We start from the raw sequence: 15,973 nt of genomic DNA, 5'->3' as shown, positions 1-15,973 counted from the left end.
TTTATGCTTCCATCTCTTTGATCAGCTGTACCATTTCAATGGCTGACAGTGCACAATCATATCCTTTATTACCTGCTTTGGTTCCGGCACGTTCAATTGCCTGTTCAATATTTTCTGTTGTCACAACTCCGAAAAGAACCGGAATTCCTGCATTTAATGAAACCTGTGCAATCCCTTTTGCAGCTTCGTTACATACATAATCATAATGGGATGTAGCTCCACGAATTACTGTTCCAAGACAGATAACTGCATCGTATTTCCCACTCTTTGCCATTTTATCTGCAATTAACGGGATTTCAAAAGCACCAGGAACCCACGCGATATCAATATCATCATCTTTTACATCATGACGCTTTAAGCCATCTAATGCTCCACCTACCAGTTTGGATACAATAAACTCATTAAAACGTGCTGCTACAATACCGATTTTTAATCCACTTGCTACTAATTTACCTTCTAATACTCTCATTTTTATATCTCCTTTTCTTTTAATAATCTGTCATATGTCTCATTTTTTCCTGTTTGGTCTTCATGTATCTTTGATCATATTCTGTTAATGCCATCTGAATTGGCACTCTTTCTACGATTTCCAGTCCAAATTCACTTAATCCTTCAATTTTTGTCGGATTGTTGGTCAAAAGTCTCAACTGGCTGATTCCAAGATCTCTTAGGATCTGAGCACCGATATAATATTCCCTTAGATCATCTTTAAAGCCGAGAGCCAGATTTGCTTCTACTGTATCCAATCCCTGATCCTGGAGTGCATAAGCTTTTAATTTATTGATCAGTCCAATACCTCTGCCTTCCTGTCGCATATATAAAAGAACACCTCGACCTTCTTCTTCAATCTGTCGTAATGCCTGATGTAGCTGATCACCGCAATCACATCGAAGTGAACCAAAGGTATCACCTGTCAGACACTCTGAATGTACCCTGCATAATACTGGTTCTCCGTCTGCAACATTACCTTTTACCAATGCAACATGATGTTCACCTGTGATCTGATCCACATATCCATATGCTTTAAATGATCCGTATTTTGTAGGCATTGGAGTTGTAACTTCACATTTTACAAACACTTCATGACTTTTTCGGTAATTCTGAAGTTCTTTAATGGTTGTCATTTTTAAACCGAATTTCTCTGCCAGCTCCATCAGCTCCGGAGTCCGCATCATGGTTCCGTCTTCCCGCATAATTTCACAGCAAAGTCCGCTTTCTTTTAACCCTGCAATCTTCATCAGATCCACGGTTGCCTCTGTATGGCCGTTTCGTTCCATGACACCCCATTCTTTAGCAATCAGTGGAAACATATGTCCCGGACGTCTGAGATCCTCTGGTCTGATTCCATCTTCCATACATTTCATTGCAGTCAAAGAACGTTCTACCGCTGATATTCCGGTCGTTGTATCTACATGATCAATACTTTCTGTAAATGCAGTCTCATGATTATCCGTATTGTTTTTCACCATAGCAGACAATCCCAGCTTCTGGCTCATTTGCAAGGACATTGGCATACAAATCAATCCCTTTCCGTATGTAGCCATAAAATTAATATTATCTGTAGTTGCAAATTGTGAAGCACAGATAAAATCCCCTTCATTTTCTCTGTCCTCATCATCTGTAACGATAATAATTTTTCCTTGTCTTAGTTCCTCTGCTGCTTCTTCTATAGTACAAAATTCCATCTTTATTCCTCCTTAAAATCCTGCATTTCTAAGCATTTCCATGGTTATCCCAGAAGTATTTTCTTTTGTTTTGGGTTCCTCAAAATGCAAAAGTTTATCTATATATTTTCCAACCATATCATTTTCCAGATTCACCACATCACCAGGCTTTTTCTGCCCAAAGTTTGTGTTCCCCATGGTATGAGGAATCATGGAAACTGAAATAGTGCTACTGGTAATATCCGCTATGGTCAAACTGATTCCATCTAAGGCAATGGATCCTTTTTCAATACAATATTTCATAATATTCTGTGGTGCCTTAATGGTAAACCAGACTGCATTGTCATCTTTTTTGATTTTTACAATCTCTCCTGTTGCATCCACATGTCCTGCTACCATATGACCTCCAAATCTTCCATTGGCTGCCATGGCACGTTCCAGATTTACCACATCACCCTTCTGTAAGCTTCCAAGACTGCTTCGATGAAAGGTTTCATTCATGACATCTGCATGAAAGATATTTCCACTGATACTTGTAGCTGTAAGACATACTCCATTTACCGCAACACTGTCTCCAAGCTTCAGATCATCAAAAATTTTACTTCCCTGAATTACCAGCACTGCTGATTTACTTCCTTTTTTCAGAGATATTACAGTTCCTAATTCTTCTACAATTCCGGTAAACACCTTTTCACCTTCCCTTCCAGCAAAATATCATTTCCAAGTGTTTTGGACGTCAGATGTTCCAGAAACAATGCATCTTTTATATGTTCTACTCCAGTTCCCTCAATTGGTGTTTTTGCATTTCTGCCTCCGAAAATTTTTGGTGCAATATAAGCATATACTTTCTGAACACATCTGCTTTGGATCACAGACTCATTGAGGATTCCTCCACCTTCCACCAGAACACTGTCAATTTCTCTCTTCCGAAGCTCTTCCATTAATTTTCGGATACTTACATGACCGTTTTCTTCTTCCACCTTTATTACGCTGCATCCTGCCTTACTTAATTTCTGCTTTTTCTCATGTTCCTCTGATATGGTTGCAATAATCGTAGGAATTTCTTTTGCTGTCTGTACAATTTTGGATTCCAATGGTATCTGTAATTGTGAATCACAAATAACACGAATAGGATCATGACCGTTTTCAATTCTTGCATTGAGCATTGGATCATCCGCCAGTACCGTGCCGATTCCAGCCATAATAGCCGCATAACGATGCCTCAATTCATGCACATGCTTCCTGGCTTCCCTGCCCGTGATCCATTGTGATTCTCCAATGGAAGTGGCAATCTTTCCATCCAGAGTCATAGCATATTTCAAAGCAACATAAGGAATATCATTCTGGATATAATGGAAAAAAATATCATTAAGTTTTCTGCATTCCTCTTCCATCACGCCTGTTATCACTTCAATTCCATTATCCTTCAAAAGCTGTATCCCTTTTCCGGCAACTTTTGGATTCGGATCCAGATTTCCAACGAACACCCTGCGGATCTTGCTATTGATAATTGCTTCTGTGCAAGGAGGGGTTTTCCCATAATGACAGCATGGTTCTAAAGTTACATAGATATCTGCATCTTTCGGGTCTTTGATACAGTTTTTCAAAGCATTTCGCTCTGCATGCAAACCTCCGATTTTCTCATGATAACCTTCTCCGATAATTTCCCCTTCTTTTACAATAACTGCTCCTACCAGCGGGTTTGGGTTAGTCCATCCGATTCCCTTCTTTGCCAGAGAAATGGCTCTTTCCATAAACTTGTTTTCCAAGTGTTCATCTCCTTCCTCTTCAGAAAAAAATGAAAGAAAAAGGGAAAAGATCCTAAAAATTCTTCAGAACCTTTTCCCTGATTTCAGAATATTCGTTTATCATGTTATCTTTATTTTATGCATCCTTTTTATAATAAAATAACTGTTTTTATGCAATAAAAAAATCCTGGAACTATAAAATAATCCCAGGACAAATAAACCAATATCACTCTACCTTCTTCCATCCAGACTATACTGTCGGCTTCGGAATCTCACCGAATCATGCCTTACGGCTCGCGGGCTGTACCGCCGGTAGGGAATCACACCCTGCCCTGAAGATATTATTTAATTTCTGCATATACAATATCATGAACACAGAATTCTGTCAATGAAAAAAATGCCAATCATGAAATGATTGACATTTTTTCGTTTTAAATTAATATGCTTTTACTGACTTAGATGTTGAGTATGCTCCATATACTTTCTGATTTGTTGAATCATAGTAGTAGTAACGTACCTGTACATAGTATTTTTTATTCTTCTTCAAACCTGTCTTGGTATATACATTCTTAGCCAGACCTGTGGTCTTGTATGTTGCACTCTTCATCTTAGAATTGGTTGCATAGCGGAAACGGAATCCTCTTCTGGAACCATTGCTCTTTGTATTTTTTGCGGATGTTGCCACAAAACCTACACCTGTTCCGGATTTTCCTTTTACTGTTAATGCTTTAGCCTGTCCAACAGTTAATTTAGTAAATTTAGCTGTTAATACAATATTCTCGGATGATGATGGCATTGTTTTTACAACTTTTCCATTGTAAACCCATCCGGCAAATGCATATCCTTTCTTACCAGCTGCTTTGAATTTTGATTTATCCCATGCAGGTAATTTAGCTCCTGCTTTTGCATCTTTAATAGTTGCTACAGTTTTTCCACCGTTTCCTTTTAATGTTACTGTAACTGCTTTTGGAGATACAACTACTTTTGTTTCTAATGTATAGCTACGTCCAAATGTTGTTACTGTAGAAGTTATAACAGCAGTTCCAGCTTTCTTGGCTGTTACATTTCCTTCATCATTAACTACTGCAATATTTGCATCAGATGTAGTATACTCAACAGCGTTAAATGAATCTTCATCAATATTTGTAACTTTAATTGCTTTCTTATCACCAGCCACTAATTCAATCTCTTTATCTGTTTCTGGTACTTTGACTTCCAATGGAGTCACTTTCATATTCTCAAAGGTCACATTTGCATTAAATACATTAAATCCAACGTATCTTCCTTCTGGATAGTTTTTATCAACTTGGCTATCACGAACCTTTAATACAAGGGCTCCATCATAGTAAACTTTGTACAGATTTCCTTTTACCTGGACTTTTACATGATATTTCTGACCTTTTGTTAAAGAAATTTTCGCATCGTCTCCAATGTCTCCTGTTCCTCCTCCAAAAGTGAAAATTCTTGCAGTACTGTCTTTTCTGTTTACATCAACATTGGCCGCATATGCTTTGTTATTATCCGGACTCTGTCCACGGAAGAGTAATGCAAATGCCTGGCCTCCATTGTATATGACATCTGATTCAAAGATATAATCAGCAGAAGGAATCTTAATTCCAGACATCAGGAATGCATCTCCTGTAGCATTTCCTGTACAGCTGTTTTCATTTTTGCTGATTGTCCAGTTTCCATCGCCATTAACTTCTTTCCAGTTACCCAGATTAATAGCTCGTTCTTCTTTGTCAATATACACTTTAATGCTTCTTGACAATCCGTTTTCTGAAGTAGCTCGAACTGTTACAACACCATCTTTCAGTGCTTTTAACTGAATCTCACTTTTTCCTTCTTTTTCAATCTTAACTTTATTATCATTATTGCCAGATATGGACCATTTAACTTCCTGTGTTGCAGTTACAGGAGAGATTGCAGCTTCGATACTGATTGTATCTCCAACATTATACTGTCCACTTCCTGTATCGGTACTAAGGTATAAATCTGTTGCTGTAGTATCACCTGTCAGCTTATCCTCCCAGATGCTCTTCATAGGATAGACAGTAATCTCAGCATCTGTATCTCCACCTTCAGAATATACTTCCATTCCGGTATTACTTGTTGCAGGGAAGATAGCCATTGCTCCTGTCTGCTGTCCATCCTGTGCATATACTTCAACACTAGATTCATCCACAAAGATGTTAAGTTTCACTTTTCCATCTTCCTCAGTTACAATTGCATCAGATACAACATCACCTTTACGCTGTCCGGATGGAATTGTACCGGATTTATCAACGTTTATGCTGACTTTTTTCGTTTCAACATTATATTTGACAACAGTTTCTTTTGTTCCTGCTTCATTGGTTCTTAATTTAAATCCAACTTCTTCTGTACCTGCTTTTGGTGCCAGTTCGGCAACGATTTCATACTGACCTGCTTTTATGCCAGATAACAGGTTTTCACTTGTTTCCGTTTTCTTTGGAATGGTTCCTTCAATTTTAGTTTTGGCATCTTCAACCCTGAGAGTTTTGTACTCTTCAATTGGTGTCTGGATTAAACGATATCCATCTTTTGTATTCTTTAAATTTAATTCTGTCTGAAGATTGAAGAATCCGTTATATCCCCATTTTCCTGTTACAGCACTGACATTATTGCAGTAACCACCTTCCCAGGTACTTGCCCAGTTGATCATAATACGACGTGATTCTTCTGTCTGGTGATCAATATAATATGTCATAGCTGCATACGACTGAGGTCCAAAGTTCATGACATGATGTACAATATCTTTTGAATTAGAAGGTGCATCATCCTGTACAAATGTCCACTTTCCATTTACTTCTTTGAAGTCTCCAATACGATAATAACGTCCACCTTCACTAATAACCCATTTTGTATTTCCTTCTGCATCTTTTAATGAATACATATCCGGGCATTCTGTTTCAATTCTTGGATTACCGTTACCTTCATCACCTCTGTAAGTGCTTTCTACCTTCCAGTCAATCAGATTCTCAGAAGAATAGATTCTTAAGATTCCTCCGGCAACAACCATCATATATTTTCCAGATTCTTTATGGTAAAATACCTTTGGATCACGAAATGCCGCATCATCCAATGGATCTTCGTTCCATTTAAGAATTGGATTTCCTTTATATTTTGTCCATGTTCTACCATTATCTTTACTGAATGCAATTGCCTGATCCTGTCCTCTACCGTCATTATTCTGTGTATAAATGGCTACTAATCCGCCTTTGCCTTCGCCTTTTTCTTCTCCAAAAAGACCTGACACATTTGTATCATCAACAACACAACTTCCAGAGAACATTGCTCCCTGATCTTCCTGATAATATAATGCGATTGGAAGTTCTTCCCAGTGAATTAAGTCTTTGGATACTGCATGTGCCCAATGCATTGGTCCCCATATATTATCATCTGGATAATATTGATAGAATAAATGATATTCGCCTTTGTAGTAAACCATACCATTTGGATCGTTACACCAAGCTAAAGCTGGTGAAAAGTGATACTGTGGTCTGGTTGGAACACTATAAACAGAATTTTTTGCCTTCCGAAGAACATTGATAATTGTTTCATCTTTTGCTCCATTTTCACTGGTTACTACAATAGATATCTGCTGAGATCCCTCTTTCAATTTGACCTCTGCAGGATTTCCTGATGCTACAGCCGTTCCATTGACCGTAATTTCTTTTGCTCCCTCTGCTGTTGGAACAAAAGTAAGACTTTCTGTATTATTCTCTACAACAGCTGCATAGCTATCGATATCCTGACTGAACTTCTGATTCAGATCTGCACCTTTGACTTCTAATCCTGTCAAATATACAGTTGTATTCTTTTCTTCAATATCTTTTACTTCAATATTGGATATTGTCACATCTTTGTTGAAACAGATAAAACCAATATTTCCTTCGAAAATTGTATCTGTTATCTTCATATCGAAGACATCAACATCATTAATCTTTACGTTCAGCTGTCTATTTTCAACTGTTACATCAAATTTGTAGTCTTCTTTGCCTTTTAACTCTTCAACAGTTTTGTCTTTTTGCAGATTTCCAGCCAGTCCTCCCTGGAAGCAGAACATACGAACCACACCAGTTGCAGGATTGACATTTGCTACAACAGACCCTTCCTTTGGGTTATTAGCATCTTTTGCTCCTAAGACAACTCCAACTGCTCCATCACTGGTATCTGTTTTTAAATCTGCTTTTAAAGAATAATTATCCTTTTTATTAATTGTCCTGGAAATTCCAAGATTATCACCCTTTCCGTTCAAACGGATACCATTGTCTGTCAACTCTCCATTTCCAACAAATGACCAGTCTCCTGTCTCTTCAGGTGTTATATCTTCAACTTTAAAATCAGATGTTGTCATAGTTTCTCTAAAGCTGATAAATCCAATATTTCCGTTTAACAAATTTTTATCAACGGCTGTACTGGCAGCCACTTTAGTATCATTAATTGTCGCAGTGATTTTTCCATCTGTTACTTCGATATTAAATTTATATTCTGTTTGATTTTTCAGTTCATCATAACATTTTTTTTCCTGCTCATCGGTTCCTCCAAATGGGAACTTAAAAAGACGTACCTCTCCGCTAGCTGGAGTTACATTCAATACTAAAGAACCGTTATTCGGTGACTTAGTATCCTTTGCACCTAAAACAATTCCAATCGCTCCATCTTCATCTCCCTGAGTCAATTTTGCACTAACGGAATAATTATCCTCTTTGGAAATATCTGAAATACCGAAACTATCTCCATCACCTGATAAACTAATTCCAGTCTCCGTTTTCTCACCATGAATGCCTGAAAATTCCCACTTTGTGCTGTTTTGCTCCTCTGCTGCCTGAACATACCGGGGTGGCACTGTTGGTACCACAGTAGTTCCAACCATTGCGCTTGCCATAAGGCAGGCTAAAAATTTTACCGTTCCTTTTCTCATACTTTCTCCTTTCTTAAACAGTTTTATTGTAAATTTATTTTAACATTTATTATGTTGTCAGCCATCTGTATTTTGTCATCACTTTTTATGACAATTGTAAATTTCTTCTATTTTTTAATATATATAGGAAAACAAAAAAATGGACGATCAAATTTTGATTTGATCGTCCATTTCCAGTTCAGTATTTATTACTTTTCAACTAACTTAATAATTTTATCTACATTTGCTTTACCATTTTTAAAAGCAAGCCCTATGACTGCACATAAAATCACACATATTACAATTAAAATTATACTGATCACTCCAATAACATTATATGCAATTCCTTCCTGCATCTTCAATGCCCAGTAAGCAACAACAACACCTACGGAAGATAAAATGATTAAATTGCGAATCCACTTTTTCAGGTTATTTAACATTTTTGTCTGATACTCAATTTCTTTTAACTGCTGCTGTTTTGTCTGTACTGCCATAGCGTACTTCCTTTCTTTTTTAGTATTTTAATCCTGGGTTGAAGAATCCAACCAGAACACCAACAAATGCTATTACTACTAAAATTAACATTGTAACAACTGGAGATATTTTTTTCTTAGCCATTAACCACCAGCAGAAGATAACAAATGCTGCTGTTAAGCATCCTGGGTATACAGAATCTAACTGATTCTGAAGATTTAAGAATTCTTTTCCTGCATCGTTTACAAGATGGAAAGAAGTTTTTACAGATACCCATGTTGCTGCTACAGATCCAACAACCATTGTTCCAAGCATTACGATAGATTCACGTATTGCCGTGGCTTGCTCACCGACCAGTACGTCAACGGCTTTTCCACCAAGTTCATATCCTTTGAAATATAAGAATTTCATACCAAAAGTAATAATCAGATTCCATGCAATAATATAGAAAATTGGTCCTACAACAGATCCACCTGAAGATAATCCCAATGCAATTCCTAATAAGATTGGAATTAATGTACCAACAACCAGGGAATCACCAATACCAGCGATTGGTCCCATCAGACCAGCACGGATACCATTGATTGCTTCTGCATCAATATCATCATTTCCATTTGCTTTTGCTTCTTCCAGACCTGCTGTGATACCTACGATTACGGCACCTACCTGAGGTTCTGTATTGAAGAAAGCAGTATATGTATTCATTGCTTCTTTCTGTTCCTCTTTTGTATCATACAGTTCTTCTACCAATGGAAGCATTGCACATAAGTATCCAAAGGTCTGCATATGTTCTTGTGAGAAACATGTTAAGTTTCCATAATACCAGTTACGGAATGATTTATTTAACGCTTTTTTAGAAAGCTTTTTCTCTGCCATATTAGATATCCTCCTCATCATCATCGTCAATAGAACCACCGGAAGCTAATGCTGCTTCTTTTGCTCTGATTCCAATCATCTTGATATTGTAGTAAATAATTGCGAACATTCCTGCAACTACTGTTACAGATACAAGGTTCAGTCCCATACCTGCTGCAAGAGTAAATCCAAAGAAGAATGGTACGAAATCTGCTGCTTTATCTACTACCTGTTTCAGAAGAATTGCAATTCCGACACAAGGTAACATACTACCTACAGTAAACAGTGTCTTCATAGCGATTCCATCCATTGGTAATGTTGCTTTGATTGTTTCAACTACTGGAACTCCCAGTTTACACATAATAACTGCTGGAAGGAAACTACAGATAATATGAGAAATCCAAGGTAATACCATATCTACAAGATATAATTTCTTAAAGTCTCCTTTTTCAACTGCCTGCCATCCAATATGCTGCCATACCAGGTTGATAGTTGCTGTTCCGTAGAATAATACGGTTCCCAGTGTACCTACCATTGCTCCAAAAGATGTTGCCATAGCAATACCTTTTGCAGATGCTGGATCTAATCCATAAGAATTTAATGCTAACATTGCCAGTGGAATACCAATGTAAGATACTGCACGAACGTCAGCAGAAACAGTTCCTCCTGGTGTTACCAATGCGATATATACAACCTGCATTGCTGCACCGACTAAAACACCTGCCTGAACATCTCCTAAAACGATACCGCAGACAAGACCTGCAACTAATGGACGTCCTAATGTGTAGTTACCAATTGAAGTGCCTCCCATACCTGGCATACTTGATAAGCAGGCAAAAATACCTAAAATGACTGCTTGTAACCAACTGATTGTCATAATATTTTCTCCTCTCTGATTTTAATTAAATCCAAATTGTCCTCTGAATTTTTCCCATGTTCCGATTGAAGCTTCTTTTACCAATGCAAATTCAATTTCATAACCTGCTTTGTAGATTGCTTCAAGCGCTTCTGCTTCTTCCTGTGTAATGGACTGATTATTTCCAAGTTTTACAGCTCCCGGACGATCATTACATGGTCCTACAATAACTTTCTTAATGTCACTTGGAACAAATCCATCATCAACCAGAATCTTCTTCATCTGAATTGGATCCTTTGTAATCAGGAAATACTTATCTTTACTGTCTAAAACTTTCTGGCATTTCTTTTTCCACGCTTCATAAGTCCATACAAATGTCTTCTTTGTACTTGCACTCTTGTAAGCCATCTTTAATGCTTCTGTGTTTGCCGCTCTGTCATTAACAGCAATTAATCCATCACATGGATACTCTAAAGACCATCTTGTTACAGTCTGACCATGAATCATACGGTCATCAATTCTTAAAAATGAAATTGACATCTTCTCTCCTCCTTAAATATCATCTTCATCATCACTGCTTGAAGTTTCTAATACAAACTCTTTAATTGCATCTTTAGCTTCACTTACCAGGTTTTCTCTCAGCATGTCTTTATCAACTGCATCTTTCATCAAAGTTGCTGTCAATGCCATGGCAAGATTCATTCCGCCGAAGATGATTGTATTTTCAATCAATCCCTTATTTGAAACCTGCTCAATAGCATTAGTCAATGGAGAGCCTCCAATGATATCTGCAAGAAGAATGATTTCATCACCTTCTTTGACTCCGCTGATTGCATCTACGAATTTCTCTGCAAATTCGTCTGCTCCCATTCCGTTCTCAAGTCCTACTGCAATAACATCTTCTCTGTCTCCACCTGCAAGCATTTCCAGTACATTTTTGAGTCCTGGTGCAAATGTACCGTGACTGACCAGCACAACGTATTTCATCCTCTTCTCCTTTCTTTTATCTGTTCTCATATTGACAAACTTATCTTACCAATTACAAAAAAAAAGAGCATCTGTAAATTGTCATCAATTCCAATTTACAAATGCAACTTTTTTATATGACAAATGTCATTTTTTATTTATTTAATAATTCTTCAGCCTGATTTTTGATTTTCAGAATACTTTCATCAAAATTTTCATCACTTTCAATCAAGTCATCAATTTCCCTGTCGATAAACTGCAAAACAGTATCATAACTACGGAATTTTCTTGTTTCCACAGAATGATTCATAACCTCATCAAGAAGCTCCACTTTTACTACCGTATCCTCACCCATATCTTCTTCCAGAATCTTCTCAGTTTCTTTTGACCTGGTCACGGATTTTAATGGAGATACTCCCTGAGAATACTGAAATATTTTTTTCTGAGTTTCTTTTTCATAGGTTAACTTTTTAAGAAATTCCCATGCCATATGGCTGTGACTGGTTTTATCACTTATTCCTATTAATAAATGATCCATATTGGTTCTATTATTACCATCTGGCCCTGACGGCAAAAGAATACAATCCCATTCAAAATCAAAATATTTATTAATTCTCCATGGATATGGTTTATAAGTTCGAAACTCTGAAAACTTCATTGGTCTGAATGCAATATTTCCTGTATCAAAATCAATTGATTTAGGTTTCTGATACTCTGATAGCTGTTGAATTTTTTTTACGAACAAAACAGAATTTTCCACCGAATCTTCTGTCAGATTACATTGGGTTCCATTTTGATTAAACAGATTTCCTCCATTGCTATAGACTGCATCTTTCCAGTCATAATTATAAACACCAAACTGATCGATTTTTCCATCACCATCGGTATCTTTAGTGACTTTTTTGCATATATTATAGAACTCATCCCATGTCCACTTATTATCAGGCATTTTGATTCCTTCTTTTTTTAACAGCGTTTTATTTACAAACATCAAAGTCGGAACACTTTCATAAGGCAATGCAAACTGACTTCCCTTAAAATTTCCTGCATCATAACTTCCCTGATAATAATCATCTGAATCAAATGAACGATCTTGTGCAATAAGAGAATCCAGATTTTTTAAAATGCCAATAGATGAAAAAGTATTAAAATCTTCCGGAAGCACCATAAACACATCCGGCAGTTTTCCTTTCAGCGCTTTTTCCGAAATTTCTTCCGAATAGTCATCTTTCATAATTCCGCTGTCATATTTAATTGTTACATTGGGATGCTCTTTTTCAAATTCTTTTATAATTTCATCAATAATCTTATAACAGTTATCATCTGGAACATCCCACTGATTTCCTGCAAACATGCCAAATGTAAGTACAATTTTCTCTTGTTTTGGTGTTACCACAAATATAACTGCAAAAATACTGAGAACTAATCCCAGAATCACCAATCTCTTCCACCAAACTGCCATTTTATTCATAGATTACCTTCTTCCATATTTGCCAGAACCTGATTGAACTTCCCAAATTGCAAGCTGAGTTCTGTCCCTTAAATTCAGTTTATTTAAAATTGTGCTTAAATAATTTCGAATGGTTCCCTCTGACAAATTCAATGCCCTGGAAATTTCTTTATTGGACATTCCACGTCCTACATGTTTAATGATTTCCCATTCCGAATCCGTTATCTCCTCAACATTCTGAGCTTCAACGACAATATCATAATTTGACTGTGCCATTTCAGAAAACAGCTCTACAACCTTCGTTGCTATTCCAGGATTAATCATAGCACCACCACTATAAACTGTATGAATTGATTTTTCCAGCTCATCCATAGAAATTCCTTTTAATAAATATCCGCTGGCACCATGTTTTAATGCACTAAACACATACTCATCATCATCAAAGGTTGTTAAAATGATAATTTTAATATTAGGATAAAAATTTTTAATAACCCTGGTGCACTGAACTCCATCCATTTCCGGCATACGTACATCCATTAAAATCACATCCGGTTTCTCTTTTTTTACCAGTGAAATAACTTCCTTCCCATCCTTTGCTGTTGCGACTACTTCTATTCCTTCTTTTGTTTCCAGGACAATCTGAAGACTTTGTCTAATTAATTCCTGATCATCTGCAATTAAAACTTTAATCATAACTGTTCTCCCCATCGTATTGGTATTTTAGCAATAATATGAAATCCATTGCTTCCATCATAGCTGACTTCTCCATTCAGCATCTGAATTCGTTCTTTAATATGCATTAACCCGAATCCGCTTTTTATCTCTTCACATCCGATTCCATTATCCTGAATGGATAAAATGAGCCATTTATTTTCTTTCTTTATATTTACGCAGATTTTTGTAGCTTTTCCATGACGTATGGCATTTGTAATACCTTCCTGAACGACCCGATAGATCATATCTTCTTCATCTGCATTAAACTTCATAACCGGAATCTCACATTTATAATCTATAAATACCTCTGATACATTCATTGTATCCTCCATCATTTTTTCCAATGCCTCTTCCAGATTAAAATGTTCAAGTGCATCCGGCCGGAGCTTATTAACAGATCGTCGAATATCTTTAATACCCTGTCTGGCAACCTTAGCAATAACATTTAACTGTTTTTTTGTTCCTTCTACTGAATAATCAATCATGGCAATACATGCATCTATTCCCGCCGAAAGTCCGGTCATGGTATGTCCTAAAGTATCATGAATTTCCCTTGCAATTCGATTTCGTTCTTTGGTTTCTCCCATTTTTTCACGTATTCCCGCATATTCCTGAAGCTGCTGATTCATCTCTTTTAATCTTTCATTTGCTGTCTGAAGCTGAATATTTAATAATGCGATTCTTGCATTTTCTTTCATCTGATTTCTCATTAAAATAATCATATAAACAATAAACGCCAGAATATTCATAGATATAAGCATGTTTCGTATGCCAATTAACAGCATATTGATTTTTGTACTGTATACTCCAAGAATTTCCTGAAAAGATACCATCTTAACTTGCATAGATACAAGATTATAATCTGAAAAAATATAAATAATTCCCATAATCACAAGGAATAAAACCCTGTTATGCTTGTCACGAATGGATGTTACAATATCTGCAACAACAAGCAGAATAATCCCGTTGTAGCTGACATATAAACATTTAATGATCAGCAGACACAGGAAAATCTCCATTCCATAAATACTAACTGATATAAAAGTGTACTTTGTCTCTTTTCTACGTATTTCGATTATAAGCAAAAGCAAAAAGAATGCAATAAAAACAGTAATCGATGCTTCCAACGGTTCCATTGGAAGATAAGTTACATTTTCCAGAAAATTTCTTGCTGAGAAGCTTTCATTTATATTCTGAATTGTAACGATTGTAACAATAGAAAAGAATGCAAGGATCATAAAATTTATGAAACTCATAAAAATTTTCAAATAATATAAATTTCGGTTTTTTACATCCATATTTACTCTCCTGTTACCACCGATTAATGTCAAACTGATCAATATTTTTCTCTGTTATCATTTTCACCGGTATAATTCTATTTTTTGAAATCTTTTTTCCATCCAGCAGCTGATATGCAGATTCAATGGCCGTATCCCCCATCTGTTTTGGAAACTGTGCAGATGTTCCTGTCATCATTCTTTCTTTAATCAATTTTTTTGCTTCCGGAGAACCATCTACTCCATATACCAGAACATTTCTCTGATAATCTTCACTATCCAATGCAGCAAGTGCTCCCATAGCAGCCGGATCATTTAATGCCATAATTACATCAATATCCTCATGCTCCTTGATAATCTTTTCTACTTTCGGCAGTGACCTTTCAATCTGTCCTTCTGTATCTGCTGATGCGATAACCTGATACTGGCTGTGTCCGTCAATGGCATCTAAAAATCCCTGAATACGATCCACACCGGATTTGGTTTTCGTATGAGTCAGTAATACAATATTGGCATGATTTTTCTTTTTCATCATATCTTTGGCACATTGAACTCCTGCTTTGAAATTATCTGATACAACGGTCATATCTACCAGTTCTTCATTATATACCGGTGTATCGATAACAATTACAGGAATTCCCGCTTTTTTTGCTGCCTGAAGTCCTGATTTTACCTTTTTCCAATCCACGGGATTAAGAAAAATCACATCGACTTTTTTCTTAACGAGATATTTTATCTGTTCATTTTGCTTTTTCTGATCCAGGGCAGGATCCAGTGTGATTAGTTGATCACCCTTTTTTTCTATCTGCATCTGAATTTCATTATTTACAATCTTATAGAACTGATTATTCATAGTCATATAGGTTGCACCAAACACTCTTCTATGCTTTCCGTATTGCTGCGAATATGATATATATGTTTTCATATATATCAATAGAAATAAGCAAAAAAAGAAAATAACAATTCCAACTCCAAATCTTTTTTTCCATTTTTGTTTTTCATTATTATCCATCCAATATTTCTCTCCATTTTCATATTATACTTT

The 15,973-nt window shown here is 36.4% G+C and carries 14 protein-coding genes and 1 riboswitch; all 14 genes read right to left on the bottom strand.

The window, feature by feature from the left end; genetic code table 11:
- Position 1: 1 nt before the first annotated feature.
- Positions 2–469 (bottom strand): 6,7-dimethyl-8-ribityllumazine synthase, encoded by a 468-nt coding sequence (gene ribH, locus KTB61_RS00410; protein ID WP_075759227.1) that lies wholly within the window; start codon positions 467–469, stop codon positions 2–4.
- Between the two features lie 19 nt (positions 470–488).
- Positions 489–1,685 carry a bifunctional 3,4-dihydroxy-2-butanone-4-phosphate synthase/GTP cyclohydrolase II gene (locus tag KTB61_RS00405; protein ID WP_075759228.1) on the bottom strand — a complete coding sequence of 399 codons (1,197 nt, stop codon included), beginning with the start codon at positions 1,683–1,685 and terminating at the stop codon, positions 489–491.
- A gap of 12 nt (positions 1,686–1,697) precedes the next feature.
- Entirely contained in the window at positions 1,698–2,351 is a 654-nt protein-coding gene (ribE, locus tag KTB61_RS00400) for a riboflavin synthase (protein ID WP_216696565.1), read from the bottom strand.
- A complete protein-coding gene (gene ribD, locus KTB61_RS00395; protein WP_075760529.1) occupies positions 2,333–3,418 on the bottom strand; it encodes a bifunctional diaminohydroxyphosphoribosylaminopyrimidine deaminase/5-amino-6-(5-phosphoribosylamino)uracil reductase RibD in 1,086 nt (361 codons plus the stop codon). Before ribD ends, ribE begins: the two co-directional genes overlap by 19 nt.
- Positions 3,419–3,641: 223 nt before the next feature.
- A riboswitch (FMN riboswitch) is annotated at positions 3,642–3,756 on the bottom strand.
- Positions 3,757–3,848: 92 nt separating this feature from the next.
- Positions 3,849–8,357, bottom strand: coding sequence for a GH32 C-terminal domain-containing protein (locus tag KTB61_RS00390; RefSeq protein WP_216696564.1), 4,509 nt, complete (start codon positions 8,355–8,357; stop codon positions 3,849–3,851).
- Between the two features lie 188 nt (positions 8,358–8,545).
- A complete protein-coding gene (locus tag KTB61_RS00385) occupies positions 8,546–8,830 on the bottom strand; it encodes a hypothetical protein (protein ID WP_075759231.1) in 285 nt (94 codons plus the stop codon).
- Positions 8,831–8,849: 19 nt separating this feature from the next.
- A complete protein-coding gene (locus tag KTB61_RS00380; protein WP_216696563.1) occupies positions 8,850–9,686 on the bottom strand; it encodes a PTS system mannose/fructose/sorbose family transporter subunit IID in 837 nt (278 codons plus the stop codon).
- Position 9,687: 1 nt separating this feature from the next.
- Positions 9,688–10,542, bottom strand: coding sequence for a PTS mannose/fructose/sorbose/N-acetylgalactosamine transporter subunit IIC (locus KTB61_RS00375; RefSeq protein WP_075759233.1), 855 nt, complete (start codon positions 10,540–10,542; stop codon positions 9,688–9,690).
- 21 nt (positions 10,543–10,563) lie between these two features.
- A complete protein-coding gene (locus KTB61_RS00370; RefSeq protein WP_075759234.1) occupies positions 10,564–11,061 on the bottom strand; it encodes a PTS system mannose/fructose/N-acetylgalactosamine-transporter subunit IIB in 498 nt (165 codons plus the stop codon).
- Positions 11,062–11,073: 12 nt separating this feature from the next.
- The gene (locus KTB61_RS00365; RefSeq protein ID WP_216696562.1) at positions 11,074–11,508 is read right to left on the bottom strand and encodes a PTS sugar transporter subunit IIA; all 435 of its coding nucleotides are present in this window, start codon (positions 11,506–11,508) and stop codon (positions 11,074–11,076) included.
- Between the two features lie 133 nt (positions 11,509–11,641).
- On the bottom strand, positions 11,642–12,958 hold the full coding sequence (locus KTB61_RS00360; RefSeq protein ID WP_216696561.1) for an ABC transporter substrate-binding protein: 1,317 nt from the start codon (positions 12,956–12,958) through the stop codon (positions 11,642–11,644).
- Positions 12,959–12,961: 3 nt separating this feature from the next.
- Complete coding sequence (locus KTB61_RS00355; protein ID WP_216696560.1) at positions 12,962–13,630, bottom strand: response regulator transcription factor; 669 nt, start codon at positions 13,628–13,630, stop codon at positions 12,962–12,964.
- Positions 13,627–14,949 (bottom strand): sensor histidine kinase, encoded by a 1,323-nt coding sequence (locus tag KTB61_RS00350; protein WP_075759238.1) that lies wholly within the window; start codon positions 14,947–14,949, stop codon positions 13,627–13,629. The genes KTB61_RS00355 and KTB61_RS00350 overlap by 4 nt, the downstream gene beginning before the upstream one ends.
- A 13-nt stretch (positions 14,950–14,962) precedes the next feature.
- Positions 14,963–15,940, bottom strand: coding sequence for a sugar ABC transporter substrate-binding protein (locus KTB61_RS00345; protein WP_216696559.1), 978 nt, complete (start codon positions 15,938–15,940; stop codon positions 14,963–14,965).
- Positions 15,941–15,973 lie beyond the last annotated feature (33 nt).

It is taken from the genome of Anaerostipes faecalis, assembly GCF_018982945.1.
Lineage (GTDB): Bacteria > Bacillota > Clostridia > Lachnospirales > Lachnospiraceae > Anaerostipes > Anaerostipes faecalis.
This window is presented reverse-complemented; position numbering and strand designations above follow the sequence as displayed.